The organism is Streptomyces sp. NPDC033180, assembly GCF_055577645.1.
The window spans coordinates 176,614-202,807 of record NZ_JBVIPU010000015.1 but is presented as its reverse complement, the minus strand read 5'-3'; the positions used below and the strand labels follow the sequence as shown (position 1 = coordinate 202,807).

The following is a 26,194-nucleotide window of genomic DNA, read 5'->3' as shown; positions in this document are numbered from 1 at the left end:
GGCTCGAAGATCGAGGTCCACACGGAGTTGTAGTTGACCGAGGAGGCCATCACGGCCACCAGGGCCTCGCCCGGCCCGAGTTCGGGCACCGGGACTTCCATGAGGTGAAGGGACTTTCGGGGGTCCTTGACCTCCGAGTCCAGTCCGTCGAACATTCCGGTGTCAGCCTTGCGGACGGCAATGCCTCGGTAGCTGTCCGGGAGTGGCAGCGCCGCGTAGTCGTCGGACGTCGCCTCGGTGGAGACGACGGCATCGATTATTTCCTTCACGTGGTTTCCTCCAGGGGGCAAATGCGAGATGGGACAGTGCACGCCCTTCTCGCCAGAGATTAGACGGGCTCCTTTTCCAGGGAAATCCCCTACCGCCGGGCTCCGGTTCACGCACCCCCCTACCGCCCCACCTGGTGAAAGTAGGGGATTGCCGCTTTCGCGCCATCCGGGCATCATGTGCAAACGTGAGGCTTCGCCCGGTTCATTGCGAAGAACGATTTGGAGTAGGCGGCGTGGTTGACAAGCCCGTTAAAGAAACTGCCTGGGTGCGCAGGTTTCACCCTTCACATGAGGAGCGATACCAGCTGCTCTGTTTCCCGCATTCAGGCGGATCTGCCAGCTTCTTCTTTCCGTTCTCGCAGAGGCTGGCACCAGAAATCGTCGTGTGGTCCATGCAGTACCCCGGGCGTCAGGACCGCAGGTCTGAAGCCAATATTCCGCACATTCACGAGATGGCTGACCGTATTGTCGATGCGGTGGGCCCGCGACTCGACGGGCCTTACGCCTTGTTCGGGCACAGCATGGGCGCAACGCTCGCTTACGAGGTGGCGCTGAGGTTGCAGTCGAGCGGAATGCATCCCGAAGCCCTCTTCGTCTCGGGGCGACCCGCCCCCCACCGCAACGTCGACAAGGGTCTGCATCGGCTCTCGGACGAGGAGATAGCCGAGGACATCCGGGCACTTGACGGCACTGGCTCAGAAATGTTCGGCGACGCAGACGTACTCAAGATGTTCCTCCCCGCGATTCGCAGCGATTATCACGCCGCGGAGACGTATGAGTACGTACCCGGCCCAGTTCTGAAATGCCCCATACGCGGATTCACGGGATTCGCGGATCCGCGAGTGGAAGTCAGTGAACTGCATCATTGGGGCGATCATACGGAGGGATCTTTCGGACTGGATGTCTTCTCGGGCGGCCACTTCTATCTCGTTGACGGCCAGGAAGACATCGCCCGTGAAATTGAGCGCACCCTATGTGGCGCCGGACGCCGGTAAAGGATTTCGGCATTGGGTACCCATCGGGACGCCGCAGCACGCGTCGGGATATTGGGAACGGGTTCGTACCTGCCGGAGCGCATCGTCGGGAACCGGGAGATGGCCGCCTCGACCGGTGTCACCCCGGAGTGGATCGAACGTAAGACGGGCGTTCTCGAGCGCCGATACGCGGATGGTGATCAGGCGGCGTCGGATCTGGCGGCAGAAGCCGGCCGCCGAGCCTTGGAGAGCGCAGGCGTCGGTCCCTCTGAGCTGACCTGGATCATCGTCGCCACCTCCACCCCCGACCAGCCCCAACCCCCGACCGCCGCCGTCGTTCAGCGTCTGCTCGGCGCCGACCGCGCTGCCTCCTTCGACGTGAACGCCGTATGCGCGGGGTTCGTCATCGCGCTGCGGGCCGGGGTCTGCATGACACTGGAGGCCGGGCGGCCCAGTGGCCGCACGCTGGTGATCGGCAGTGACGTGTATTCGCGCGTCGTCAACCCATCGGATCGCCGAACCGCTCCGCTCTTCGGGGACGGGGCGGGAGCGGTGGTACTCGGACCGGTCGCTGAGGCGGGCGGGTTCCTCGGTGGAAGCGCGGCGACGGACAGCCGGCTGCTCGACTTCATCGGCATTGAGGCAGGCGGGAGCCGGCACCCTTCCTCCCCTGACACCCTCGCCCGTGGCGCGCACTATTTCCGCATGCGTGGGCGTGAGGTCCGTGACTACGTGTCACGGGAACTGCCGCGTGCCGTTCACGCATTGCTTGCGGACCTCTCGATCCCGCCCCGAGAGATCCGCCACTTCATCCCGCATCAGGCCAATGGAGCGATGCTCGGGGACATATGGGGCCACGTGGGCCTGCCCCATGCGCGCCTGCACATGCCGGTCGCCCGACACGGCAACACCGGGGCGGCTTCCATTCCCCTCGCTCTGGATCACGCACACCGGACGGGCCGGCTCAAGACCGGCGACCTGGTCATGCTCGCAGGGTTCGGCGGCGGAATGACCATGGGAACTTCCCTGATCTCCTGGGGCAATCGCTAGTTCGCGCCAGGACAACAACGACGTAAGGACTGACGTGGATACGTTCAAGACACTCGCTCCCTTGCCCGCCGAGCCTCCGACGGGCTGTCCCTTTTCCCCGCCGCAGGAATACACGCAACTACGTATCGAACATCCGGTGAGCCGTGTCTCCATGGCTGACGGGAGCTGGGCCTGGCTACTGACGCGGTACTCGGACATCCGCGGCGCTCTTTCAGATCCCCGGTTCAGTTCCGACGTGAGCGCTCCGGGATTTCCCCGCAGCGGCATGGTGACCGCAGGCGAACGCAGCAGTCTCATCCGCACCGACCCGCCTGAGCACGGTCGCCGTCGCCGAATGCTGACGCACTCCTTCACCGTGAAGAGCGTGTCCGCGCTGCGCGGTCGCATCCAGCAGATCACCGACCAACTGTGCGATGAGATGGAGGAGCAAAAGCGCAAGGACGGCTTGGATGGGTCCGTGGACCTGGTGCGGTCCCTAGCGCTCCCGCTTCCCTCACTCGTCATCAGCCTGTTGCTCGGCGTGCCGTATGAAGACCGGGACCTCTTCCAGTCGATCACTGCCACTGTGCTCTCCCGTGTGAACACGGAAGACGAGCGCACCGCAGCCCGTAAGGAACTGCGCGCCTACTTGGGCCACCTTGTCGCCAGCAAGGAAGAGGAACCGGGCGACGACATCCTCAGTGAACTGGTCCACGAGCGGATGCGCGAAGGCGAGTTGACCCGAGAAGAGGTGACGGGGACAGCCACACTGCTGTTGATCGCCGGGCATGAGACCACCGCGAACATGATCGGGCTCGGCGCCCTGACGCTGATCCGCAATCCGCGGGCAGCTGCCGAGCTTCGCAAGGACCCTTCCTTGATGCCGGGAGCCGTTGAGGAACTGCTGCGTTTTCACAGCATCACGCGCAGCGGTCCGCGGCGGGCCGCGATCGCGGATGCCGAAGTAGGCGGCCAACTCATCAAAGCGGGCGAGGGAATCATATGTGCCGTCGCCTCCGCCAACCGAGACCCTGAGCAGTTCCCCGACGGCGAAAGCTTCGATATCCGGCGTCGAAACTCCCAGCACCACATCGCCTTCGGATACGGCGTGCACCAGTGTCTCGGTCAATCCTTGGCCCGTGCCGAGCTGGAGATTTCCCTCAACACGATACTGGCCCGCTTTCCGGAGCTGCGCCTGGCAGTGGACTTCGCGGATGTCCCGTTCCGTAGCGACATGTTGGTCTACGGCTGCCACGCACTTCCGGTCACCTGGTGACTGGCCAGCAACCACCGAGCTGACACCTGAAGGGAAGAACAATGAAGATTTCGATCGACGCGGATACATGCTGCGGCGCAGGTCAGTGTGTTTTGGTCGCGCCGGAGATATTCGACCAGGATGACGACGGCATCGTGATCCTTCTGAACCCCGCACCCTCCGACGACGCGCGTGCCGCGGTCGAGGATGCCATCGCCATCTGCCCTGCGGACGTGATCCACGTGGAATGACACCGAAACGGCTGACTTTTTTTCTGAGGTTGAACTTGATGCAACTATCTTCAAGGGAAGGGTTGATCCCATGTGCGGTATTGCCGGCTGGGTTTCGTACCGTCGGGATCTGACGCAGCAGTCGGTGGTCCTCGACGCCATGACCGAGACCATGGCGTGCCGCGGTCCCGACGCACGAGACACGTGGGCGGACCAGCACGCCGCCCTTGGCCATCGCCGCCTCGCCATCATCGACCTGCCCGGCGGCGCGCAGCCGATGAGAGTGGACACCGGGGACGGCGAAGTAGTGATGGTCTACTCGGGAGAGACCTACAACTACACCGAACTGCGCGACGAACTCCGCCGCCGGGGACACCGTTTCACCACCGACTCGGACACCGAAGTCGTACTCCGCGGCTACCTGGAGTGGGGCGAGGCCATCGGTGAGCACCTGAACGGCATGTTCGCCTTCGCGATCTGGGACACACGCACCGAGAAGCTCGTCATGGTCAGGGACAGGCTGGGCGTCAAGCCCTTCTACTACTACGAGACCGAGGACGGCATCCTCTTCGGCTCCGAGCCCAAAGCGATCCTGGCGAACCCGCTCTGCTCCGCTGTCGTCGGCCTGGACGGGCTGCGGGAGATGTTCTCCTTCGCCAAGACCCCGGGACACGCGATCTGGGAGGGGATGCGCGAGCTGCGCCCCGGCCACGTCGGCGTGACCGACACCAACGGGATGCGGGAATACGCCTATTGGCGTCTTGAGGCCGAAGAACATACGGACGACCGGCAGACCACCGTCGCCCACGTCAGGGAGCTGCTGGAAGACATCATCTCCCGGCAGCTCGTGGCGGACGTACCCCGCTGCACGCTGCTCTCCGGCGGTCTCGACTCCTCCGTCATAACCGCCCTCGCGGCCCGGCAGCTCAGGGAGGAGGGGGAGACGGTCCGCAGCTTCAATGTGGACTTTCCGAACCAGGAAGAGAACTTCAAGGCGATCGACCTCGCCCCCACCCGGGACACCCCGTACGCGCACGCGGTGGCCGCGCACGTACGGAGTGACCACCGGGACGTCGTCCTCCATGGCAGCGCGCTGGCCGACCCGGCAGTACGGCAAGCGGCCGTCGGTGCAAGGGACTTCCCCAACGGGATCGGCGACCGGGACAACTCGCTCTATCTCCTCTTCAAGGCCGTCCGTGAGCAGTCGACGGTGGCGCTCTCCGGTGAGTCGGCGGACGAGTTGTTCGGGGGCTACCCGTGGTTCCACGACGACAAGCTCCGCTACGCGGACACCTTCCCCTGGCTCGCGGGCAAGGGCTCCCTCTTCGAAGCAGGAGGCCTCCTGGACGACGACCTGACGCGCCAGCTCGACCTGGGAACCTACGTCCAGGACCACTACGTCAGCGCCTTGAAAGAGGTCCCGCTGAAGGAGGGCGAGACCGGCCTGGAGAAGCAGATGCGCCAGGTCTGCCATCTCAACGTGACGCGGAAGATGCAGCCCCTGCTCGACCGCAAGGACCGGACGAGCATGGCAGCGGGTCTTGAGGTACGTGTCCCGTTCTGTGACCACCGTCTGGTGCAGTACGTGTTCAACACCCCTTGGTCGTTGAAGGCGTTCGACGGCAGGGAGAAGAGCCTTCTGCGCGCTGCGACGCGCGATCTGCTGCCGCAGTCCGTGGTTGACCGCAAGAAGAGCGGCTACCCCAGTAGCTTCGACCCGCAGTACCTCGCGGCCATCCAGTCCCAGGTCTCAGACCTGCTCGACCGCGATCACCCAGCGCTGACACTGTGCAGCCAGGAGCGCCTGAGCATGGCGATGAAGGCGGACAAGGACTCCATCAGCCTCCAGCAACGGACGGTATTGGAACGCTCGCTCGACCTGGCGACGTGGCTCGATCAGCGGAACCCGACGCTGAAGCTCAACTGATCCGGCCGTCCGACCGCCCTCGGGGTGGGCTTGCCCCTCTGTCGGGGGAGTTCATCCCGGTGTGTGCCGCAACCCTGTCCAGGCGCCCGTTGAAGGTGGCTCTTCGGCGCGAAAGGCACGTAACCCTGCCGTCCTGCCATCAAGCTTCCATGGTGGTCGTGCACCTGCTTCCATGGGGCGGCTGGGGCGGTCGCTGCCCTGTGCGTCGGCTCAGATGGGCTGTTGAATGGGCCCTGGAGGGGATGATGGACATGGTGGCCACCGACCGGCTTCTCGCTTTCGCGGCGATGTCCTTGCTGGTGATCGTGATTCCGGGGCCGAGCGTCCTGTTCGTGATCGGCCGTGCACTGGCCCATGGCAGGCGCACTGCTGTGGCGACGGCGCTCGGCAACCTCTTCGGGTCGTACGTCCTGGTCGTCGCGGTCGCGTTCGGCGTCGGGTCGCTCGTCGAGCGGTCGGCAGCGGTGTTCATGGCGGTGAAGCTGGCGGGTGCCGCCTATCTGGTCTTCCTCGGCGTGCAGGCTTTCCGGCACCGCAAGGAGATGCGGGCCCAGTCCATGGGGGCTGCCTCCCCGGGCGAGGCACGCACTGATCTGCGTACGGTCCTGGACGGCGCGCTCGTCGGCGTGACGAACCCGAAGGGCATCGTGTTCTTCGCTGCGGTACTGCCCCAGTTCGTCGACCACTCGGCGGGGCAGCTGCCCGCGCAGATGCTGCTCCTCGGCCTTGTCCCGATCAGCATCGGGCTTGTCACGGACACGCTGTGGGGTCTCACGGCGTCCGCGGCCCGCACCTGGTTCGCACGCTCGGAGCGGCGCCTTTCGCTGATCGGCGGGGCCGGGGGCGTCACGATGATCGGGCTCGGTGTGACGGTCGCGGCGACGGGCCGTGCGGACTGAGGCATTCGTCAGTGCCTTTCGCCGTGCAGTGCCCTTCGTCGTTCAGTGCTTGATGACCCTGCCGAAGCGGATGTCGTACGTGGCCGCCTGGTTCATCGGGCCGCTCAGCAACTGGTCGGCCTCTTCGGTCAGTTCGTGCCGTTGCGCCTTGGTCAAGGTGCCGAACGGCTCGATGGTGAGGACGGTGGAGTCCTTGGCTTCTCCCGCACCCTCCTCGATGCGCCACACGCCTGCCAGGAAGCCGTCGACCAGGAAGACGCTGTAGGCGAAGTTCCCCTTCCAGGTACGGCCCTTGTACTCGGCCGGCACGATCCTGGCGCGGTCCGCGTGCGACAGGAGGAGGTTGTCGAACTCGGGCAGGAAGCGTGCCGGAGCCGGGGTGCCCGGGTCGGGGCGGGGCGCGTCGGGGAGGTCGAAGAGCTCGACGCCGTTCTCGTCGCGGAACGTACGCAGCTGGGGCCGCAGTCGCTCGAAGGCCTCCCGCAGCCGCGTCAGGCCGGCCCAGGTCTGCATGTCCTTGACGGAGGCGGGCCCGAAGGCGGCGAGATAGCGCAGGACGGTGGCGTCGGGAGCCGGCACCGGCTCGCTCGGGCGGCCGAGCCAGTGCTCGGCGGTGGTGAGAGCGACCTGTCCACTGCGCCGCCACAGGCCGCGCGGGGTGACCTGGACCAGCGGCAGCGAACAGCGGGCGGCGACGGCGAGCGACTGCGGGTCGGCGTCGGGCCAGCGGGGCAGCAGGATCTCCCGCAGCTGTTTCATCGTCCGGGGCTCCTCCTCCACGGCGGCGCGGGCGAGCGAGCCGAGCTCGCCCAGGTCGACGCCGGTCAGCCCCTTGCGGAAAGCGTGCAGCTCACGGTCGCGCGCGGCCTGCACAAGCGGGCGCAGAGCGAGGGCGTCGTCGGCGGTGTGCAGGTGGATGGTCGAGCGCATCGTGACGATGCGTACGAGATCGCGCGAGGCGAGGAGGGCGGAAAGGTCCTCGGGGTCGAACCCCTCCAGCCGGGCGGCGAGGGCGTAGTAGGGCGGCTTCACGTTCTGGGCCTGAAGGCCGAGGAGGTGGGCGACGGCGCCTTCGATGGAGAGATCGGCCGATCGGCGCAGGAGGTGCTGACGGTCGAGGGTGGCGCGGTTGAGGGCGCGGGTGCCGAGGACGGGGGCGGCGTGCCGACCAGCCTGCGCACGGGCCGCTTTCGCCTGAGGGCGCTTCGTCTTCGGTGTACTCGGCGCAGTCGGCGCACTGCGCGTACTCGGCGTCTTCGTCATGCTCCGCACGCTAGCCGGGCTTGCGGACACCTACTGTCCGCAAGCCCGGCCGGCGTGCCGCACAACGCTCCGAGATATCGCCACGCACGTGACTTTTGAGGCGTATATCCTGCTTCGAAACCGTCAAGACGCCCGTTCGACACGGTCCGACACCGTCCGACACCGTCCGACATCGGAGGCAGCCAGCATGGCGGAGCGCCGGCCCCGGCCCGCACCGAGCGCGAAGAGGCACGGCTGGCGGCGCACCGCCCCGGCCGGTGCCTCCGCGGTCTCAGGAAACGGGGGCTCCGGAAACGCCGAGGTCACCCCCACGTCCCCCTCCCCCGCACCGCCGGAAGCCGCGACTGTCGTACAGGCCGCGCTCTACCGTGACGGGGTCCGCGTCGCGACGCCCTCCTCCCTCGCCGACACCTTCCGGGAGCTGCGCGAGCAGCGGGACGGCATGGCGTGGATCGGCCTCGCCCGGCCCACGGAGGCCGAACTCCTCTCGCTGGCCGCCGAGTTCGACCTGCACGAGCTCGCCGTCGAGGACGCGATGGAGGCCCACCAGCGTCCGAAGCTGGAGCGCTACGGCGAGACCCTCTTCGTCGTCCTGCGCGCGGCCCGCTATCTGGACGCGCCGGAGGAGGTCGACTTCGGCGAACTGCACGTGTTCGTGGGCCCCGACTTCGTCATCACGGTGCGCCACCGCGCGGCTCCTGACCTGACCGCCGTACGCCGCCGCATGGAGGAGAGTCCCGAACTCCTCAAGCTCGGCCCGGAGGCTGTCCTGTACGCGATCCTGGACGCGGTGGTCGACGGGTACGCCCCGGTGGTGGCAGGCGTCCAGAACGACATCGACGAGATCGAGACCGAGGTCTTCAGCGGCGACCCGGAGGTCTCCCGCCGCATCTACGAACTCTCCCGGGAAATGGTCGAGTTCCAGCGGGCGACCCGCCCCCTGGTGGCCATGCTGCACTCTCTGATGGCGGGCTTCGCGAAATACCGCACCGACGAGGAGCTCCAGCGCTACCTGCGCGACGTCGCCGACCACGTCACGCACACCAGCGAACGCGTCGACGGCTTCCGCCAGGCACTCACCGAGATCCTCACGGTCAACTCCACGCTCGTCACACAGCAGCAGAACGCGGAGATGCGGGCGTTGGCGGAGGCGGGGTTCGAACAGAACGAGGAGATCAAGAAGATCTCGTCGTGGGCGGCCATTCTCTTTGCTCCCACACTCGTGGGAACTATTTACGGGATGAACTTCGAGCACATGCCGGAGCTCGGCTGGAGCTTCGGATACCCCTTCGCGGTCGGCCTGATGGGGGTCGTATGCGCCAGTTTGTACGTCATTTTCAAGCGACGGGACTGGCTCTAAGCGATTCTTGAGCAGGCCAGGCAATCTCACAACCTTCGCAACAGGAAAGTCCGAAAGTCGACCCAAACCGGCCCTGGGGAGCCGATGGGGAGAAGTGATGCGGGTGATCTCGTCTACCTCCCTCCGTTGAACCCCTGACCAGTACTTTTGCCCTCCTGAACCCGCTGGGGAGAATCCGGGGAGAATCTGCCGACGACACGGGCCCTGTACCGGCAACTTCGTCGCCGCCCCGTTCCACGCCACGAGTCTCGCCGGTCTCCATTGCTACATCCGCAATGGATAACAGACCGTGACATTGGCTCCATCGAAGGAGCCACAAGCCTCCGGCCCCGTGCGGCCGCCATAATGGAGGCATGACCTCCCACCCGCAGCACTCCGGACCCGGGACGAGAAACCTCTCCGGCGCGGACGCCGAGGATCTCGCGCTGTACCGGGAAAAGTTCCGGCGCCGTCTACCGGAGTCGCTGGACGAGCTACACGGACCGATCCACGGTGTCGTGGAGCTACCGCTGCACCTGGCATGGTCCGGAATGACCTCGTACGAACTGGGTAAACCTCGCCAGCGCATGGGCCTGTACCGCACCGTCCTGCACGAGGGCCTGCACGACGACCTCCCCGGCTACCTCAACCGAGACCTGCTGCTCGAGTTGTGGCCAGTGCTGCGCACCCTCGTCGGTCGCACCGTGCGCACTGTGTGGGAGGACGCCTTCCCCGAGCTCGCCTCTCGCACCCGGGCGGCCGCGTGACGGACATGCCAGAGCTGCACACGCGGCTCCTAGCGGATGTCATCGCCCTCGGTTCTCCGTATCCACTGGTTCTCACCGGTGGATACGCCGTGCAGGCACACCGCCTGGTGAACCGACCCAGCCAGGACCTCGACGTCGCCACCGAGAACCCGGCGCCCATGGCCGACATCGCAGCCACGCTCCGCGCCGGCCTGGAAGCCCGCGGCTGGAAGGTACACGCGCTGGAGACCGCCCCGCTGTCCGCCCGCTTCACCGTGGCCGACCCGGCCACCGGGCAAGAATGCGAAGTCGACATCCTCAAGGAAATCTTCTGGCGGCCGGTCGCCCAGAGCCCGTACGGGCCCGTCCTCGCGGAGGAGGACGTGATCGGGACCAAGGTCCGCGCCCTCGCCGACCGCGGAGCGCCCCGCGACCTGATTGACGTGTTCGCAGCCTCCCGCCGCTGGACCAATGCCGAACTCGAAGAGTTCGGCCGCCGACACGCCCGCGGCCGCTTCGAGCGCGAGGACCTCCAGGCGAACCTAACGGGCGCCGAGTGGACCGACGACGACGCCTTCACAGCCTACGGCCTCGATGACGCCACGATCATCTCTCTCCGCGCCTGGGCCGTGGAGTGGGCCGACGACCTCGCGACCCGTCTCCTCGAAGAGTCCGGTGCCCCCGACATCGACTGATCACGCCCGGGCGAGGCACGTCTAGCAGGTACCCCCGTGGCAGCAGAACAGTTGCGGACCGGAAGACCGTTCCTCAAAAAGGCCCCTACCCTCACACCGACCCGTCGGGTTCACGCTCCGACGGCATCGCGGGCAGACCGTCTTCGAGGACCCGCCGAGCTTCTGCGAGCTGTGACTCGGCACGTTGCAGAGCAGCGATCAGCTTCGGGAGCCCTGTGCGTGCGGCCGGATCGTCATCTTCACCATCGGTGTACGCCTTGAGGGTGCGCGCCAGCCGAAGGAGGGCGTCCCGCGCCGCTCGTTGTTCGTCCCGTTCGAGATGCTCCGAGAGCTTCAACCACTTGGCCTCCTTGTCGTCGGCCTCTTGGGCAGCAAGCGCGACAATCTCACCTGCCACGCCACGGACGGTCTCCTCAAGGCTCAGCGCCACCCGAAGTAGCGGTGCTCCGACCATGTCGTCCTCACTGGGTTCACTCCCAGACGGGAACATCCGGTAAAAGCTCCAGCGGCCTTGGGGCTCGCTCAGTCGTTCCAATGCCCTGAACACGGGCTCGAACGCGCGCAGCGGTGGAGTCGGGGACGGGAATGCCGTCCGGTGGTCCCAGAGCGCGAGGATGACGGTCGTCGCTTCGCGGCGTACGCCGTCCGCCTCTGCTCCCGTGGCGTTCTCCGCCTGCACGATCAAGTCACCGATGCGGTGGGCCATCCAGCGGCCCAGGACATCACTCTCAGAGAGACTGTCGGCGATCTCCTTGCCAAGTTCGAGGGTCCGCTCAAAGCTCGCCGCATCTTCCGGAGTCATCGAAGAGGTAAATCTTGTAGGACCGTTCGCGTGGGGGGAGGGATTCGTCATCGTTTTGGCGGGACCTCGTCGTGTAGCTCTGCTTGTGGTCTTTGTGTGTGCGGTCGATCATCACTTCGACGATCATGCTGTGTCCGGCCAGAGCCAGCAGTTCCTGAAGGGCGTCCCGCTGAATTTCCAGCCGCCGTCCCTGAGTACCCGTCACGCGGTCCGAACTGGTCGTAGAAGTATCGTCCCAGTAGGTGCTACGAAGAGCGATATCACCGGCCCGAGCCCATTCGCGCATATCTGCGTCCGCTTCCAGCCCTAGCAGATCGATGACTTCATCAGAAGGCATATAGGGCGGGTACTTGATCCCTGCGGCCAGCGGATCCTTACTGTCCATCCCCTCACGCCCGTCAGGATCGACGATCCAACCGGTGAGCCGGAAACCTTGGACGTCGAACTGGTAGTCGCTGTCATTGGCATCGGGAATGCGGTAGCCCATGTACGAAGGGGCTGTCTGTAGGGCAAGTACCAGTGCCCTGGCCCTCTCGGGAGTGACGAGGGCACTACGGATCAGGACGCTCTGCTCAGCTTCGTATCCCGCGTCATCGGAGCTCTCCCAGACTGTGACCCATCCGTCACCCGCCAAGAGACGCTCACTGAAGTGCCTGCTGTTCAGCCGCCAGACCCAGTCGGCGTCCGGGGATTCGTTCTTTCCTCTCAAGACGCTCTGCGGTGAGGGGTCCCGTCGGTCGGCAAGCCACCTGCCGTCGTCTCGAGTGACGCGGAAATCACGAAGCCAGTCGGTGAACAGGTCCATGTCCGCCTCGCTGTCCCGGTACACGGGATGAACCTTGAGCAACTCCCCGGCCACGGTCCACAGGGCGTGAGTCCTGAGGTAGAAGTCCAGGTCGTCGGCGTCCGGCCGGATCGTACGGTAGGCGAAGGTGTTCCCGTCCTTGTACAGCCTGAGGGTGTGGCGCGGGTCGTCCCCGTGGGTGCCGCGGTAGGGGAGCCGCCAGGTGTCCGTGATCGTGCGCCCAGCGAGACCTATGACGGTCTCCTCCGAGACCCCAAAGGCTTCGCCGAGGGGCTTGCACCAGTCATCCTTGAAATCCCAGAAGAAGCGAAAGTCGCTCGGTTCGGATTCGTGGGCTTCGTCCTCCATACGGCTTCGATTTCTTGCCTCTCGTTCCTCCCACGACTCAGTGAGGATTTCCGTCGGGATGTTGATCTCGCGTACGGCGGCGAGTTCCTCTGCGCTCAGGATCTCAGGGCGGGACGAGGCGAGGTCCAGACAGATCGTTTTCGCGCTCTCCTGCATCACAACGTGCGGTCCGTCGTCGAAGAGCACTCTCCGCAGCAAGGGCTCGAACTCTGCAAGTGTCCGATGCGTCGCGGGGTTCTGAGCGGCCCGCGCGAGAGCGAAGAGCAGCCATTGACGGGCGTGTCGATCGTAGAAAGGCAGACGGGCGTCATGGAACGGAGTCACATCGATCGTGCCGAGCGCGAATCGTAGGAGGGCGTCAAGTTCTTCTTGGCAGTTGAGTTCGGCGAGGAGCCTGACACAGTGTGCGGCCCGCCACCTGACGTCCTGCTCGGGGTCACCCAGGACTGCCCACAGATAGCCTGCGAAGCACTCCACGACTCCGGTCGGCCCAGTGGGAAGGTCGGCGAACCCACCGTCGCCCGAATCCTCGGGGCAGAGGTCAGCCAGCATGGTGCCGAAGTCGTCGAGGACAACCTGAGCCTGCTGACCGGTAAGGCGTGGGGCAAGTCGGGCTGCCAGGTGATAGCACTCCTCGGGGGGAAGCACGGCCGACTGCGAACCGAGTTCTCGAAGAGCCGTCGAGAGCAGATCCGCATCGCGCTCGTCGGCCAGACGAGCGAGTTCGGACAGGCCGATGGGGTCGTAGACCTTGGTGGTCAACTCCCGGCTGAACCGGGTCGCGGCCGTGTCCGCGAGATGCCTCAATTGCTGGCGTGCCGCTCGTGGCAGCAGCGGCAGAGCGGCCAGTTTCTTGACCATCTGCGCGTAGTCGAAAGCGTCGAGGTTGGGATGGGACTGGAACGCGGCGAGCATGTCGTCGAGTTCACGCAGGGGCACCCTGACTGCTTGGGCTATGACCTGCTCCATATACAGCAGGTGGTCGGACGTGCGAACGAGGTGGCGGGCCTGCTCCCAGCCTTCGGCGGTGGAGAAGTCGCACTCTGCCAGGGCGCCCTCGGCCTGCCGTGCACGAGCCGCTCGCGCTGCGTCCTGCTCATTGTCCGGGGTCCATCGGCCCGAGCTGTAACCGCCCGATGCGGGGAAGGCGATGTGGCGTTTGCCAGGGGCGAGCAGTGTTCCGGAGATGTCGACGTCCAGTTCGGCGGCGGTCCGGTCGAGGCGTTCGAAGGATGCGCTGCTGAAGCGTCGTGGCCGTAGGAATTGTCCCAACGTTCCAGCGATACGTTCACCGTCGCCCGGAGTCTCGCGCAGTGCTCGTTCGACGAGACGGAGTTCATCGACGCGGTGCTCGTCGAACGGCACCAGCGCTGCAGCGGTGACGGCGGACGGAGCGAGCGGGCCGGCCTCTGCGTCGAGCAGTGCCTGGATGAATGAGCCCACGGAACAGAAGCGGCGGTCGCGCCAGCGGGAGGCGACGGTCGTCGCGGTCGTGGCGCTCAAGCGGCCCATGGCGGCCAGTACCTCGGAGTGATTCGTTGCGTCCCCGAGGTAGGGTTCCAGGCTTTCGGTGAGTTGGGCGACGCGATAGGCACGACGGTCGTCGTCGTGATTGCCGTCGGATGCTCGGCGGGCGACGGAGAGGAAGGCCCGCCACAACGCGTGTACGTCGTCGCCCACGCGGTCGGTCAGATCGATCGCCTGGGTGAAGTAAGCGTGAGCTTCGCTTCTGTCGAATCGCTGGACGGCGCGAGTAAGTTTCACCATCTGCTCCGCCTTGCACTCGGCACTCTCCTTAGCCGCGTCGAGCGAAGCGGCCACGGATTCAGCGAGTTCGACGGCGATGTGCTGCAACTCATCGACAGGAGCAGCTGCTCGGACAGCGTCGATGAGGACCCCATCAGGAAGGTGCCGCTGCGCGCCTCGGTACCAGTCGAGCAATTGCTGGCGCGTTCCCTCGGACGAGCCGAAGGCTAGGATCCGGACGCCGAGCCCGGCAATGCCTCTGTGCAGGAAGTGGGGCACCTCCTCAAGGGTCCGGTGGGACGTGGTAGGAGGTACGAGTTCCGGGAAAAGAATTTCCGTGTCGCTGACGGTTCCGACGAGGCAGTCGATCCACAGGCTCGCCCAGGCGCCGAGGGGCACGACATTCTGCTTGTGGTCGTTTTCGGTACTTGAGTACGTGTGCGGCTTCTTTCGCGCTTCCCGGACGTCTTCGCCGGCGAACTCGTCCACGTCGAAGGGCTGTCTCCGGATCTTCGACAGCAACGCGAAGCCGCACAGCAGCGTGATCGTGTCGGTGCCGCGCCCCCAGCGGCTTCCGGCTCCCCTACCCAGGTCGCCGGGGAGATTCAGCCGCAGGATCCGCTCGGCTTCCCCGTCCGAGAGAAGTCCGTGGCGCAGGCCCATCGCGACGATCCAACCGACCGCTGGAAGCTCCTTGTTCTCTTCGGAGTGTCCCTGGTGCCGACGAGCGGAGACGGATCGGCGCTGGCGCTTCAGCATTCTCACCAAGCGCCGCGCAAGGGGCGCCTGGCAGACGAAGTTGGCCTGCCAGGCGGCAGAAGCGACCGCGAGCTGAAGGTATTTCAAGGACACGGCCGCAAGGCCGAGAGCCTCCAGATCCTCGGTGCGGCCCGAGTCGGCAAGCCGGGTGGCGATGATCAGTCCGGCCTCGAAGGCCACCCAGTTGGGGCTCCACCGAGCAAGATGGCTGACACATGCTTCTACGCCGTCGGTGTTGAGAAGCCCGAAGGCGACCTCGGCAATATCCGTCGCGGTGACTCGGTGCCGGTTCGCATCGTCGTCGTCCGACTGCTGCACCCATGCCCTGAGCCATTCCGAGGCGCTGCGCAGCCGACTGCGGGCGAAGTCGGTCTGGCCTGCGGCGAACGAGAGAAGGGCGCCCTCGCAGTGAAGATTGGAGCCGGGCCAGTCGCCGACGAGGCTGCGGTTCGCGACGATGTCCTCGATCGTGACGGCATCCAGGAACTGCCCCGCCAGATCGGTGTTGGACCGCAGCAGTTGAAGGCGGCGGGAGTGACCGGCGGCCAGGCTGCCGGCCTTGACGGCCAGCCGGGTTGCCTCCCACTCCTTTCCCACGCGCAGTGTGGCTTTGAGAGCGAACTGGGCCCGTTGCTGGGCGATCTCCCGTTGTTCCAGGTCATCACCCTCGGGTAGGGCGCCGTCGGTCATCGCGAGTTCGACGAGGGTGTCGACCTGGCCGGCCTCCCAGAGCAGTTGAGGCAAACTGGCAGCCACGTACGGTTCGTCGGCGGCGAGCGGGGTCAGTCGGTCGATGAAATCGATCAGGGAGTTGCCGGTGGGACGGTACTTCGTCCGGAACCAGGTCTCGGTCGGTTCGTCACGGAACTGCAGCGTGTCACCGTCGACGAGGAGTGGGCGTCCGAGATCGGCCGCGAAGCTGTGCACGAGGGCGGCCGGTACTCCGCAGAGCTCGGTCAGAACCTTGACGGGCAACCTCGGCCGGAGCGCGGCCAGGGCCTCGCACAGACGGTCGATCTCCGCGCTCAGGTGGTGGGCGTCCTTGCACCGGTCCACCATGTCCTGGAGGAGTTCGTCGAAGAGGGAGCCGTCGGGGTGCCTCGCCTCCCCGAGAGAGACCAGACAGGATTCGATGTCCGCGGCCATGCCCAGAACGAGGGCCTGGATCCGAGGGTTGCCGCCGGTACGCCGATGGAACTCGGCCGCCTGTGCCTCCGAGACCGGCCCGAACACCGACTCAAGATGCTGCTTGGACTCGGCCACGCCGAAGCCCTCGAGCTCGATTCTGTGTACGTTGGGCGGCGGGTTCAACAGATCGATGCGTTCGCTGCGGCACAACATCACGAGCCGCACGTTGTCCGGCAGTGTCTCGCGCAGCACGTCCGTGACGAAGGTCCGCTCCCCACCGTCGTTCGCGATGAGCGCCGCGTTGTCAGCCGCGTCCACGACAAGAACCAGGAGCGCCCCGGGAGCGGAGGCCGTGACAGCCTCCGCAGCGCTCCGGGCCCTGGCCATGAACGCCCTCGCGTAGTCGGCCGGCTGAGCTGTGGCGACCGGGATCAGCGGATCGCAAAGGGCATGCGCAGCAAGCTCGTTCGCCAACTGCACCAAACCTTGGCGATGTTGATGGCGCGGTGAGCTGGAACGCCGGTACCCACCGTTTCCGAAGCAGTCGTAGACGAGTGTGACCGAGCCGGAAGGCAGATTCGGTTCGATCTGTGTCGTGAGCACCGACTTGCCCACGCCACCGGCCGCGTGAACGACGACGGGCCGCCCGATGAGTCCGACGATGTCGTCGACGATCGCGCGAGTCTGGTCCGTCACGATGACATGCCCGGGTTGGTCGATGAGGTTGGGCGCGGGCAGCACATGCTCAGGTGGGACTCCGAGAGCGGCAAGTACCGTCGAGCGTTCAACGACGTGGTTCGCCTCGAGCGAGGTCGCGCGTCTGGTGATCATCTCCTTCAGCAGCAGGGGCTGCACATCCGGGGCACCGGGAAGAAGACCGGTCAAGTCCAGCCGGAACAGCCCTTCGAGGCGCAACAGGCCCGGGGCCGTGGCATCCACCTCCAGGCGACTGAAGAACGCGGCTTCACCGGCTACATCGTCGGAGAAGTCCGCATACTGCCTGAGGTACTTGACTTCGTGCGCATACTCACCGGGCTCTCCACCGGCTGCCAGGACCTCGATCGCTCGAAGCACGGACTCGCGGACCGGTCGGTTGGAAAGGAACTCGAAGGTCACCTTCTCTTCGAGCCCCGGGGACTCCTGACGAATCTGCCTGAACTTCTCCGCGAACCCCTTGACCGTCTTCGAGAGACCCGACACAGTCCACTCCTCCGTGGCCTGTACGGTCGAGTGCTTCAGCTGCCGGTACACCACACGGTTGGCCTCATGAAGGCCGGTCGCACCGTAGTACTCGGCGATGTCGACTACGTCCTCGCCAGCTTCGCCCTGGGTGTCGTCGGGCGACACACCCTCGACAGCGATCGCGGTCAGATCGGCGTCGGGAAGCAGCAGTTTCAGCGCCTGGCGAGCCGCCCAGTGGTAATGGAACTGATCACCGTCCCGGCTGGCACGCAGAAGATCGGTGTCAGGCATACCCACTCCCGACAGTCCTCACAGCGATGGAAGGGGGCAAGGGATTCCTCACATCACAGCAGACCAAGACGGTATAAGGGCACATACATTACCCACCCCTCTCGGAGGTGGGCAACGCATCCACTGGCGCACCCTGCCTTCGGCTCCGGCGGTCGGTATAAGCCAGGGCCAGATACCCCGACCCCCGGCCCCCGTCCTCCAGACCGTGCTGATCACCCTCAGCACGGACGATGCCGGCAGACGACGAACCAATAGACAGGCTCCTGCCCTGCCTACGGCAGCTACTCAGCGTGCACACGGCCGCGCCCCAGTTGGACTGGCTCCCCCTCACCAGTGGCCGCAGCTCGGGTCATCTCTGGGGAGAATTTGGGGAGTACGAGCAGCTCTGGGGAGAGCGTGGGGAGAATCGACTACCCAAGCGGGTACGAGCCTGACAGAACGGAAAGAAGGATCAACGCAGGCCAGGTACCTGGTCGCTCGCATTTCTGCAGGTCAGGTCCACCTGAACGACGTCTTCAAGAAGATCTCGTCCTGGGCGGCCATCTTGTTTGCTCCCACGTTGGTGGGAACGATCTACGGGATGAACTTCGACGAGATGCCGGAGCTGCACTGGGCGTTCGGCTATCCGTTCGCGATCCTGCTGATGGCAGCGGTGTGCGTGAGTCTGTACTTCATCTTCAAGCGCAGGGACTGGCTGTAGCAAACAGGCTGCACCGCCACGCAATTCGCAAAGCGAACGTTATCAAGTTCGCCGCTCACCTGCCTCGACCTGCTGCGCTTCCTTGAGCGCGTCCAGGAGCGGGACCTCGCGCGTACCCGCGCGTACCCGCGGGTGGATCGAGGACGAGGAGCGGCGCGAGGCCGAGCGACTCCGCAGCGAGCAGGCCCGACCGCGTGCCCGCACTGCCGACCGGACACCAAGTTCGGAGTGCTGGACTAGTCCTGCTCTGCGGCCCGGCGCTGGCGCCTACGGAACAGGGCTGCCAGCCAGATGCCGAGGCCGATCACGGGAAGCACCACAATCGCCCCGCGCGCGGCTCCAGTTGCTCCTGCCACGAGTAGCGCCCAGAGCACGTCCCATCCGGACGGATCTTCGGCCATGCCTCTCCCCACGTCGCGGTTGTGATCGCCATGACCAGTGGAGAGCAGCAGCGGTTCCCGTCCCCGCGTGTAGCGCATTCGCGTCGCACCCTGGAGACATGAACGGCGCAAACGATCTGGCTAGGGCGCGCACGCCGAGGGCGGGGTCAGTGGATCTCCACTCCGCCCTCGTTCGTGTGCACGGTGACCGTGTGCTTGCCGTCCCGGCTCCAGGGCACGGTGATGTGCGGGGTTCCCGTCTCGCTCTGGGCCTGGATGTAGTAGTCCGCGTGGGACGGCAGAGCCAGGTCGACGCTGCCCTGTTCGGTGGCGACGGCGGTGGAGGTGGGAGCGGACGCGAAAGTGGCACGGACCTCCCCCTGCCGGGTCCTGGCCTCGAAAGCGGCGGGCTTGGCGTCCTTCACTTCGATCTGGCCGCTGGTGGTGTGCAGCACGAGCGGGCCCCGCGGGTTCGTGAGGTGGATGGCACCGGCATCGGCGGTCAGGGCGAGGCGTCCGGTGAGATCGCTTCCGGTGATCTGCCCCTGGCCGGAGTTGACCTCGGCCGCCAGGTCGGCCGGCAGGGTGATGTCCAGGTTCAGGGAGCAGTCGTCGCCGCAGGAGCCGTCGACCATGGTCGTCTTCCCCGAGGACTTCACCGTCACCTTCGGCGGGTTGTCCGCGTAGTCGCCGGTCGCCGTGACGTGGACCTTGGAGTCATGACCGGCGTGCAAGGTGACACCGCCGCGGGTACCAACACGCAGCAGGGTGCTGGACGCGGCGTTCGCGGTGTGGTCGGAGGAGTACTTCTTGTGTGCGGGAAGGGCACTGGTGACCAGCCAGGCGCCGGTACCCGCGACGACGACAAGTACGGTGAGGCCGACGGCCAGGATCCAGCGGTTCGTGCGCGTTGCCATGTCTTTCAAGCTCCCAAGTAACGTAGAACGGCGAGTACACGGCGGTGTTCGCCGTCTTCCGGGTGCAGCCCGAACTTCGCAAAGATGCTGCGGATGTGTTTCTCGACAGCGGCCGAGCCGATGAACAGCTTCTCGGCGATGCCTGTGTTGGACCGCCCCTCCGCCATCGCGCCCAGCACGTCACGCTCCCGGGGCGAGAGCGTGGCCATGGGGTCCTGCCGGCGGCTGCGAGCAAGCATCTGCTTGACCACCTCAGGGTCGAGGACGGTGTCGCCTGCCCGAACGCGCTGCAGGCCGTCGACGAACTCGTCCGCGTCCGAGACCCGGTCCTTCAGCAGGTAGCCGACGCCGCTGGTGGCGCTCTCGATGAGATCGACGGCGTAGCTCTGTTCGACGTACTGGGACAGTACGAGCACCCCGGTCTCCGGCCAGCGGTTGCGGATGACGAGGGCGGCGCGCAGGCCCTCGTCGACGAAGGTCGGCGGCATCCGTACGTCGACGACGCAAACGTCGGGCCGGTGCTCGGCGACGGAGCGCAGCAGTGCCTCCCCGTCCCCGACGGCGTCGACGACATCGATGCCGGCCTCCCGCAGGAGCAGGACGATGCCTTGCCGCAACAGGGCGGAGTCTTCGGCGATCACTACACGCATTGCATTTCCACTTCGATCAGTGTCGGTCCACCGGGCGGGCTGGAGACGTGCAGTTGGCCGTCGACACCGGAGACCCGGTCGGCCAGACCAGCGAGTCCGCCGCCCGGTGATACCTTCGCTCCGCCAATGCCGTCGTCGCCGATGGTCACGGTGAGGCGGCCCTCGGTGCGCCCGATACGCACCCAGGCCTTCCGGGACTGAGCGTGCTTGGCGACGTTGGTGAGGGCTTCGGTGACGACGAAGTAGGCGATGCCTTCCACGGTCGTCGACGGCCTGGGTGTCACATCCACGTCGACGTCGACCGGGATCGGCAGCCGGGCGGCCACGGCGGACAGGGCGGCGTCCAGTCCCCGGTCCGTGAGGACGGGCGGGTGCAGTCCGCGGGTGAGGTCGCGCAGTTCGTTGATAGCCTCCTGGGCGCTGGCCCTGGCCTCGTCCACCAGCTCGAGCGCCGCGTCCTGGCCGGAGCCCTTCAGCCGGGAGCGTGCCCGGCCGAGCGTCATCGCCATGGCGACCAGGTGCTGTTGGGCGCCGTCGTGCAGGTCACGTTCGATGCGCCGACGTTCGGCCTCGGCGGCGTCGACCACGCGTGCCCGGCTCTCCGTCAAGTACTCGACCCGCTGGGCCAGTGACACCTCGCGGGGCAGCGCCAGCAGGGTGCGGGCGAGCAGCATGTCGGCGGCGAGCAGCCAGCGCACCACCAGCGGGGCTAGGGTGGCCCACAGCAACAGCGTGATCGCGGAGACCAATATCGCGCTGCCGAGGTCACCGACCGTCATCAGGCCCAACGAAGCCGAGCCGGAGGGCAGCTGGGCATAGTAGGCGGGCAGCAGCACCAGGGCGAGCGGGACGCCCCACACCAGCAGGCTGCCGAGCAGGGTCACAAGCGACCAGGGGGTAAGCACTCCGAAGTAGGCCACCAGGTGCCAGCTCGACCGGCTCCTGGCGAGTGCCGCCGCAGACCCGAGCAGCGGTCCGGACAGCGCAGGGCGCGGCTGCGGGGGGATGTGCACCTCGCAGACGGCGGCCCAGCGTTGGCGTTCGGCCGCGCCGAGCAGGTGCAGCGCCCGGCCCGCGAGTATCACCAGCGGTACGCCGACGAGACCGGCCGGCACCAGGCAGACCGCGGCGCCGAGCGCGGTCAGCACGGCCAGGCCGGCCGCGCCCATCACCGCGTCGGTGGCCAGCTGGATGCTCGCACGCCACAGGTAGGGGGACACCAGAGCCCGGTAGGGATTCGGTGGCAGGGCAGGGCCCTGCGGTTGTGCCTTCGGTTGCTCACCGGCGATCACGGGGTCACCCGAACCCGACCGGTGGCCGGCTTCGTGGGTGTCGGCCAGAACCATGCGGCCCTCCTCGACTGACGTTTCCTGATTCCACCGGGACGGTAGCGAGACCGCGACATCGGCCGATACGAGGACAACCGACGAGTCGGGGGTAGGGATAGCCCACCCCCGGTCCGTGGGTGCACGTGACTGACAACGCCACACCCGGTCGGCCAGAGTGATCCGTATGACGAAGCAGCAGACGGCAGTTGAGGGCGACACGCTGATCGCCGACGACCTGCACGAAAGCGACGCCCCGGCCGAACCCGCCTCCCGTGAGGAGCTACTCAGGTTCGTCGACCGGTACGGCGATCTGATCGACGACCGCATCGCGGAGATCGTCGACGAGACCGTCGAGGAGGCGATCGCCATCCGTGCGACACGCCGACGGCGGTTGTCCTTGCTACGGCTCTGCGTGGTCGTCGCGGCCCTGTGCGGGGTGTCGGTACTGCTGCGGGAGACTCCGTACGCGGTCGCCGCGACGTGGCTTGCGGGTGCGGTCATCTGCGCTCGCGACTCCGGGAGTTGAGGCACGGAGGCGGACGGACCCCGTCGCCGGGCGCGCGCGGGATCACACCGCGGGCCGGAGTTCAGGGCGGCCGGTGAGGATGCCCTGAAAGACGTCGGCAAGGACGTGACTTGGGTCCACGCCGAGTTCCTCGGCGAGCAGTCGACGCCCTTCGTGGTAGACGGCGATGGCCTCGGACTGCCTGCCGCAGCGGTGCAGAGCAAGCATCAACTGGGCCCGCACCCGCTCGTGAAACGGGTATGTGGTGACCATTTTGAGCAGTTCGGGCACCAGGTCGGTGTGGACCCCGAGCGCGAGATACGCCTCGATACGGCCCTCCAGAGCGGCCATTTTGGACAGGTATACACCTACATTTCACGTCTACGTAAATCGCTGGACGGCCATGTTTCGATATCGCGTCAAGGGCATGGTTATGCGATGTCCGTCGGCGATGCCTGGTGCGATTGGAAAGTCTTCACGCGCCTTTCACGAACGGGGCGTGACGCGCTCGCGGAGCGTCGCTTCCGCATGGCGGCGAAGTATCTCAGCGACGCACTCTCCCTGTTTCGGGGAAACGTGTTCACGGACGGCACGGAACACCTCCTCAGCGAGGAGTCCGCCAGTTTCGAAGAAGCCAGCACGGTCTTGGGCTTGGTCCCACCGAGCTGTATTGCGTCCCCGTTCAACAGGGCATCTATCGGCCCCAGGATGCGAAATTCAATCGTATCCATTGTCATTACCCCCTGGTGCATTCCATGTACAGGGCGTTGCACCGCTAAGCATGGTACATGAAAGCGCAGGTCACACGCACGTCGCACGCCGTGAGTTCGGTATTGAACTAACTAGGAGTAATTGGCCGCACCCAGGGGGACTCATTGCTTTCTCTTTGCATTTCGACCGGAACCTGGGGCGCGCAAAAGCCCTCACGGAAATCCGTCGAACGACAGAAAAGCACGGGCCGCACCGAAAGTGCCTCTGTGCGGCCCGTGCCATGTCGGGGGTGAGGGCGCGGTCAGGTGCCGCCGAGTCGGGGATCCACCGTGATCTTGGCGTGTCGTCCCCCTCCGGACAGCTCGGCCACGGCGTCGGCCAAGCCGTCGAGCCCGGTGCGGCCGGTGCGGCCGGTGCGGCCGGTGCGGCCGGTGCGGCCGGTGATGACGATGCCCGCATCGATCCGGCCGTCCGCGATGTCCCGCAGGGTCTGCCGGTACTCCGCCGGGCTGCCGCCGAACGAGCCGCGGATGTTCAGCTCCTTGTGTGCGACCACTCCGGGGTCGACGGTGTCGGGCCGCAGACACACGCCGACCACGACGACGGTGGAGCCGGCCGGAGCGCCCCGCACCACCTGGTCGAGCATGCCTGGCGCACCCACGCACTCGAACAGCACGGCGTCACGGACCTTCAGCCCCCGGTACTCGGCGGCCATTCGGTCCATCGTGCCGGTGACCACACCGAGCGAACTCCAGCGGTCGTACGGCGACTCGACCGCGGGGTCGAGTCGCACGTCCGCGCCAAGACGTTCGGCGAGCTCCCGTCGCTCGGCCGAGAAGTCGACGGCGACCACGGGCCCGTGCCCCTGCGCCTTCAGTACGGCGACGACACCGAGGCCGATGGGGCCGAGTCCGAGGACGACCGCCACGTCGCCCGAGGCCATGCCCGAGCGCCGGACCGCGCGCGCCGCGACGGAGAAGGGTTCCGTCAGGGCGGCGGCCTCCGCCGGTACTCCGCCGGGCACCGCCATCGTGAACGCCTCCGGCAGGATCATGTACTCGCCGAAGCCGCCGGGGAACGCCGGTGTGTAACCGATGATCCCGGAGCCCTGCGGGCCGAACCCGATCGGCGGTCCGCACACCGTCGTGCCGACCGGCAGCGCGCGCACGGTGCCAGGGCCGTAGTCCACGATCTCGCCGGCGAACTCGTGGCCGAGCACGATGCCTTCGCGGATGTCGTGCGGGGTTCCGCCCGTGCGGCGCATGATGTCCGTGAACGCCTCCGGGTCGTCGAGCGCGTGCAGGTCCGACCCGCAGATGCCGCAGGCCATGGTGCGCACGAGGACCTGACCGGCCTGCGGTACGGGATCGGGCACCTCCTCGACGACGAGGGCTCCGTGGCGCGGGGCCCTCACCAACACGATGAGTGACGGGCCAACCATGTCCGAGCAACCCTCGGATCGCCCTCCCCGCCGGAACGGCTGGGGAGAATCTGGGGAGACGGCTTACGGCTACGGTGTGGCCGCTGTCGCCGTGTTCGTCCATGCCGCGCGCAGCGCCTTCTTGTCCACCTTGCCGACCTTGGTCGTCGGCAGGCGGTCGAGCAGGACCGTCCTCCGGGGCGTGTACAGGTCTCCCAACTCGGCCGTCACCGCCGCGCCTACCGTCTCCGGGTCGATGTCCGCGCCCTCGGCCGTGGCCAGGAAGATCTGTACGGCTTCACCGAAGTCCTCGTCCGGAACGCCCAGCGCCGCCGCGTTGCGCACCCCGGGCAGTGTGAGCAGGAAGTCCTCGAGGACCCGGGAGTAGACGTTGTCGCTGGTGCTGCCGGTGACGATGATGTCCTTGGCCCGGTCGACGAGATAGAGGTACCCCTCGGCGTCGAGGTAGCCCATGTCCCCGGTGCGCAGCCAGCCGTCGTGCAGCGCTTCCGCGGTGCGCTCCGGGTCCTCGTAGTAACCGAGCATCACCGTCTCGCCCCGGACGCACACCTCGCCGACCTGGCGGACGGGAAGCGCCGCCGCGCTGTCCTCGGCATCGGCATCGGCGCGGATCTCGATCTCGGTGTCGGATATCGCGCGTCCGCAGCTGCGCCAGAGCTCGGGGCGCCGGGCTCCCTGCGATGCCAGGTCCTCCGCGCCGAACGCGGCTATACCGAGCGCCTCCGACTGCCCGTAGCCCTGGCTGAGCACCGGCCCGAAGACCTCGACCGCCTGCTGCAGCCGGCTGGGCGACGATGCCGCGCCGCCGACGACGATGCGGCGCAGCGCGGGAAGGGCGCCCGGTACGCACTCCGGGTGGTCGAGAAGCGCGTACAGCATCGGCGGTACGAACATGGTGGCGGTGATGTGCTCTTCGCGCAGCACCTCCAGCGCCGCGCCCGCTTCGAACTCGGGCAGGACGACGAGTACGGACCCGGTCACCAGTGCCTGGACCGAGGTGAGATGGCCGCTGCCGTGCGTGAGCAGCGTGGCGGCGAGCACCCTGTCCGTGCCCGGCGCCATGACCGGGAAGACCGAGGGGCGGGACTCCTGCGGGGCGTCCTCTGCCAGGTCCACCAGCGTGTCGTAGAGCCGGTGGCTGTGGGCGGCCAGCTTGGGGCGGCCCAGCGTGCCGCCGGTGTAGAGGACGGTGACGGCCTCGTCCGGTCCCGGGGCGGGTACGCCGTCGGGGCGCACCTCGGGGCACTCAGCCGCCACGGCGAGCAAGTCCTCGCACTCCTGCTCACAGGGGCCGAGGCTGAGCAGCTCGGGGGCGTGGACGCTGCGGCCTGCCGCGTCGGCGGCCCGCTGCGCGAAGAGCGGGTCGGTGACCACGGCCCGCGCCCGGGACTGCTCGACCAGCGCGGCGAGCTCGCCGGGCCCTGGCTCGGGCGGCAGGAAGACGACGCGGCAGCCGATGAGGTGGACCGCGAGCTGCACCAGGACGGAGTCCACACGATTGGCCAGGAAAAGACCTACTCCGTCGCCGGGTTGGAGCCCCTGCCGCCGCAGCGCGTGCCCCAGCCGGAACAGCTGCCGCCGGGCCTCGCCCCGGGTCAGCCGCCGCGCACCCTGGACGAGCGCCTCGACGTCCTCGTCCCTGTGCCAGTGCTCCAGGACGCGGTCCACGTATGTCCGTGGGGCGGGTGCTTGCTGAGTGCTGCCCGGTGTTTGCTGTGCGCTAATGATCATGGACATATGCAAACATGCCACTCAGGTGCCTCGGTCCCGCAGGGGGCGACTTCGGCCATCGGCTGAGGGAGTACCCTGCCCCGCCGTCGGTCCAAATAATTGATACCTATAGTTTGCGAGTGATTTCGCGAATACCTCGCAGAG

General features: G+C 66.7%; 21 protein-coding genes and 2 pseudogenes. 12 read left to right on the top strand and 11 right to left on the bottom strand.

Going from position 1 to position 26,194, the window contains the following annotated elements:
* Window positions 1–269 (bottom strand): annotated as a pseudogene (locus ACZ5WE_RS31885) (crotonyl-CoA carboxylase/reductase); the annotation flags it as partial.
* A gap of 233 nt (window positions 270–502) precedes the next feature.
* Between ACZ5WE_RS31885 and ACZ5WE_RS31880 the strand changes: the two are divergent.
* The 6 genes from ACZ5WE_RS31880 (at window position 503) to ACZ5WE_RS31855 (ending at window position 6,583) form a co-directional block, all read left to right on the top strand.
* Complete coding sequence (locus tag ACZ5WE_RS31880; RefSeq protein ID WP_467687918.1) at window positions 503–1,264, top strand: thioesterase II family protein; 762 nt, start codon at window positions 503–505, stop codon at window positions 1,262–1,264.
* A 12-nt stretch (window positions 1,265–1,276) separates the two neighbouring features.
* A complete protein-coding gene (locus tag ACZ5WE_RS31875; RefSeq protein WP_469157307.1) occupies window positions 1,277–2,293 on the top strand; it encodes a 3-oxoacyl-ACP synthase III family protein in 1,017 nt (338 codons plus the stop codon).
* A gap of 34 nt (window positions 2,294–2,327) precedes the next feature.
* A complete protein-coding gene (locus ACZ5WE_RS31870; RefSeq protein ID WP_467687920.1) occupies window positions 2,328–3,548 on the top strand; it encodes a cytochrome P450 in 1,221 nt (406 codons plus the stop codon).
* A gap of 41 nt (window positions 3,549–3,589) precedes the next feature.
* Window positions 3,590–3,778, top strand: coding sequence for a ferredoxin (locus ACZ5WE_RS31865; protein ID WP_467687922.1), 189 nt, complete (start codon window positions 3,590–3,592; stop codon window positions 3,776–3,778).
* A 70-nt stretch (window positions 3,779–3,848) separates the two neighbouring features.
* Window positions 3,849–5,684 (top strand): asparagine synthase (glutamine-hydrolyzing), encoded by a 1,836-nt coding sequence (gene asnB, locus ACZ5WE_RS31860; protein WP_467687924.1) that lies wholly within the window; start codon window positions 3,849–3,851, stop codon window positions 5,682–5,684.
* 251 nt (window positions 5,685–5,935) lie between these two features.
* Window positions 5,936–6,583 carry a LysE family translocator gene (locus ACZ5WE_RS31855; RefSeq protein ID WP_467687926.1) on the top strand — a complete coding sequence of 216 codons (648 nt, stop codon included), beginning with the start codon at window positions 5,936–5,938 and terminating at the stop codon, window positions 6,581–6,583.
* Between the two features lie 42 nt (window positions 6,584–6,625).
* Here the strand turns inward: ACZ5WE_RS31855 and ACZ5WE_RS31850 are convergent, their stop codons facing one another.
* Window positions 6,626–7,846 (bottom strand): winged helix DNA-binding domain-containing protein, encoded by a 1,221-nt coding sequence (locus ACZ5WE_RS31850; RefSeq protein WP_467687928.1) that lies wholly within the window; start codon window positions 7,844–7,846, stop codon window positions 6,626–6,628.
* A 187-nt stretch (window positions 7,847–8,033) separates the two neighbouring features.
* Here ACZ5WE_RS31850 and ACZ5WE_RS31845 point away from each other — a divergent pair, with 187 nt between their 5' ends.
* The 3 genes from ACZ5WE_RS31845 (at window position 8,034) to ACZ5WE_RS31835 (ending at window position 10,626) form a co-directional block, all read left to right on the top strand.
* On the top strand, window positions 8,034–9,206 hold the full coding sequence (locus tag ACZ5WE_RS31845; protein WP_467687929.1) for a magnesium and cobalt transport protein CorA: 1,173 nt from the start codon (window positions 8,034–8,036) through the stop codon (window positions 9,204–9,206).
* A gap of 353 nt (window positions 9,207–9,559) precedes the next feature.
* Window positions 9,560–9,952 (top strand): hypothetical protein, encoded by a 393-nt coding sequence (locus tag ACZ5WE_RS31840; protein ID WP_467687931.1) that lies wholly within the window; start codon window positions 9,560–9,562, stop codon window positions 9,950–9,952.
* 5 nt (window positions 9,953–9,957) lie between these two features.
* Window positions 9,958–10,626 (top strand): nucleotidyl transferase AbiEii/AbiGii toxin family protein, encoded by a 669-nt coding sequence (locus ACZ5WE_RS31835; protein ID WP_167518972.1) that lies wholly within the window; start codon window positions 9,958–9,960, stop codon window positions 10,624–10,626.
* Between the two features lie 91 nt (window positions 10,627–10,717).
* Here the strand turns inward: ACZ5WE_RS31835 and ACZ5WE_RS31830 are convergent, their stop codons facing one another.
* Both ACZ5WE_RS31830 and ACZ5WE_RS31825 read right to left on the bottom strand, forming a co-directional pair.
* Window positions 10,718–11,332, bottom strand: coding sequence for a hypothetical protein (locus ACZ5WE_RS31830; protein WP_469157306.1), 615 nt, complete (start codon window positions 11,330–11,332; stop codon window positions 10,718–10,720).
* 67 nt (window positions 11,333–11,399) lie between these two features.
* The gene (locus ACZ5WE_RS31825; protein WP_467687935.1) at window positions 11,400–17,687 is read right to left on the bottom strand and encodes an ATP-binding protein; all 6,288 of its coding nucleotides are present in this window, start codon (window positions 17,685–17,687) and stop codon (window positions 11,400–11,402) included.
* Window positions 17,688–18,192: 505 nt separating this feature from the next.
* Here ACZ5WE_RS31825 and ACZ5WE_RS31820 point away from each other — a divergent pair.
* Window positions 18,193–18,387, top strand: a pseudogene (locus tag ACZ5WE_RS31820) (CorA family divalent cation transporter); the annotation flags it as partial.
* 236 nt (window positions 18,388–18,623) lie between these two features.
* On the opposite strand, the gene ACZ5WE_RS31815 reads toward ACZ5WE_RS31820, so the two are convergent.
* From ACZ5WE_RS31815 to ACZ5WE_RS31800, 4 genes are all read right to left on the bottom strand, one after another.
* Window positions 18,624–18,788, bottom strand: a complete 165-nt coding sequence (locus ACZ5WE_RS31815; protein ID WP_467687937.1) for a hypothetical protein — start codon at window positions 18,786–18,788, stop codon at window positions 18,624–18,626.
* A gap of 146 nt (window positions 18,789–18,934) precedes the next feature.
* A complete protein-coding gene (locus ACZ5WE_RS31810; protein WP_467687939.1) occupies window positions 18,935–19,684 on the bottom strand; it encodes a DUF4097 family beta strand repeat-containing protein in 750 nt (249 codons plus the stop codon).
* A gap of 5 nt (window positions 19,685–19,689) precedes the next feature.
* Window positions 19,690–20,334, bottom strand: coding sequence for a response regulator transcription factor (locus ACZ5WE_RS31805; RefSeq protein WP_467687941.1), 645 nt, complete (start codon window positions 20,332–20,334; stop codon window positions 19,690–19,692).
* Entirely contained in the window at window positions 20,325–21,680 is a 1,356-nt protein-coding gene (locus tag ACZ5WE_RS31800; protein ID WP_467687943.1) for a sensor histidine kinase, read from the bottom strand. The genes ACZ5WE_RS31805 and ACZ5WE_RS31800 overlap by 10 nt, the downstream gene beginning before the upstream one ends.
* 166 nt (window positions 21,681–21,846) lie before the next feature.
* Here ACZ5WE_RS31800 and ACZ5WE_RS31795 point away from each other — a divergent pair, with 166 nt between their 5' ends.
* Window positions 21,847–22,188, top strand: a complete 342-nt coding sequence (locus ACZ5WE_RS31795) for a hypothetical protein (protein ID WP_467687945.1) — start codon at window positions 21,847–21,849, stop codon at window positions 22,186–22,188.
* Window positions 22,189–22,230: 42 nt separating this feature from the next.
* Here ACZ5WE_RS31795 and ACZ5WE_RS31790 read toward each other — a convergent pair whose 3' ends face one another.
* On the bottom strand, window positions 22,231–22,518 hold the full coding sequence (locus ACZ5WE_RS31790; RefSeq protein ID WP_467687947.1) for an AfsR/SARP family transcriptional regulator: 288 nt from the start codon (window positions 22,516–22,518) through the stop codon (window positions 22,231–22,233).
* 87 nt (window positions 22,519–22,605) lie between these two features.
* On the opposite strand from ACZ5WE_RS31790, the gene ACZ5WE_RS31785 reads away from it, so the two are divergent.
* On the top strand, window positions 22,606–22,959 hold the full coding sequence (locus ACZ5WE_RS31785; RefSeq protein WP_467687949.1) for a BTAD domain-containing putative transcriptional regulator: 354 nt from the start codon (window positions 22,606–22,608) through the stop codon (window positions 22,957–22,959).
* 220 nt (window positions 22,960–23,179) lie between these two features.
* Here the strand turns inward: ACZ5WE_RS31785 and ACZ5WE_RS31780 are convergent, their stop codons facing one another.
* Together ACZ5WE_RS31780 and ACZ5WE_RS31775 are read right to left on the bottom strand one after the other, a co-directional pair.
* Entirely contained in the window at window positions 23,180–24,319 is a 1,140-nt protein-coding gene (locus ACZ5WE_RS31780) for a zinc-binding dehydrogenase (protein WP_467687951.1), read from the bottom strand.
* 69 nt (window positions 24,320–24,388) lie between these two features.
* Complete coding sequence (locus tag ACZ5WE_RS31775; RefSeq protein ID WP_467687953.1) at window positions 24,389–26,050, bottom strand: class I adenylate-forming enzyme family protein; 1,662 nt, start codon at window positions 26,048–26,050, stop codon at window positions 24,389–24,391.
* Window positions 26,051–26,194 lie beyond the last annotated feature (144 nt).

What these genes read in the sequence shown, in the direction of transcription:
- ACZ5WE_RS31865 (WP_467687922.1), top strand. Translation starts at nt 3,590, where the DNA reads ATGAAGATTTCGATCGACGCGGATACATGCTGCGGCGCAGGTCAGTGT.
- asnB (WP_467687924.1), top strand. Translation starts at nt 3,849, where the DNA reads ATGTGCGGTATTGCCGGCTGGGTTTCGTACCGTCGGGATCTGACGCAG.
- ACZ5WE_RS31855 (WP_467687926.1), top strand. Translation starts at nt 5,936, where the DNA reads ATGGTGGCCACCGACCGGCTTCTCGCTTTCGCGGCGATGTCCTTGCTG.
- ACZ5WE_RS31850 (WP_467687928.1), bottom strand. Translation starts at nt 7,846, where the DNA reads ATGACGAAGACGCCGAGTACGCGCAGTGCGCCGACTGCGCCGAGTACA.
- ACZ5WE_RS31845 (WP_467687929.1), top strand. Translation starts at nt 8,034, where the DNA reads ATGGCGGAGCGCCGGCCCCGGCCCGCACCGAGCGCGAAGAGGCACGGC.
- ACZ5WE_RS31840 (WP_467687931.1), top strand. Translation starts at nt 9,560, where the DNA reads ATGACCTCCCACCCGCAGCACTCCGGACCCGGGACGAGAAACCTCTCC.
- ACZ5WE_RS31835 (WP_167518972.1), top strand. Translation starts at nt 9,958, where the DNA reads ATGCCAGAGCTGCACACGCGGCTCCTAGCGGATGTCATCGCCCTCGGT.
- ACZ5WE_RS31830 (WP_469157306.1), bottom strand. Translation starts at nt 11,332, where the DNA reads ATGGCCCACCGCATCGGTGACTTGATCGTGCAGGCGGAGAACGCCACG.
- ACZ5WE_RS31825 (WP_467687935.1), bottom strand. Translation starts at nt 17,687, where the DNA reads ATGCCTGACACCGATCTTCTGCGTGCCAGCCGGGACGGTGATCAGTTC.
- ACZ5WE_RS31815 (WP_467687937.1), bottom strand. Translation starts at nt 18,788, where the DNA reads ATGGCCGAAGATCCGTCCGGATGGGACGTGCTCTGGGCGCTACTCGTG.
- ACZ5WE_RS31810 (WP_467687939.1), bottom strand. Translation starts at nt 19,684, where the DNA reads ATGGCAACGCGCACGAACCGCTGGATCCTGGCCGTCGGCCTCACCGTA.
- ACZ5WE_RS31805 (WP_467687941.1), bottom strand. Translation starts at nt 20,334, where the DNA reads ATGCGTGTAGTGATCGCCGAAGACTCCGCCCTGTTGCGGCAAGGCATC.
- ACZ5WE_RS31800 (WP_467687943.1), bottom strand. Translation starts at nt 21,680, where the DNA reads ATGGTTCTGGCCGACACCCACGAAGCCGGCCACCGGTCGGGTTCGGGT.
- ACZ5WE_RS31795 (WP_467687945.1), top strand. Translation starts at nt 21,847, where the DNA reads ATGACGAAGCAGCAGACGGCAGTTGAGGGCGACACGCTGATCGCCGAC.
- ACZ5WE_RS31790 (WP_467687947.1), bottom strand. Translation starts at nt 22,518, where the DNA reads ATGGCCGCTCTGGAGGGCCGTATCGAGGCGTATCTCGCGCTCGGGGTC.
- ACZ5WE_RS31785 (WP_467687949.1), top strand. Translation starts at nt 22,606, where the DNA reads ATGTCCGTCGGCGATGCCTGGTGCGATTGGAAAGTCTTCACGCGCCTT.
- ACZ5WE_RS31780 (WP_467687951.1), bottom strand. Translation starts at nt 24,319, where the DNA reads ATGGTTGGCCCGTCACTCATCGTGTTGGTGAGGGCCCCGCGCCACGGA.
- ACZ5WE_RS31775 (WP_467687953.1), bottom strand. Translation starts at nt 26,050, where the DNA reads ATGATCATTAGCGCACAGCAAACACCGGGCAGCACTCAGCAAGCACCC.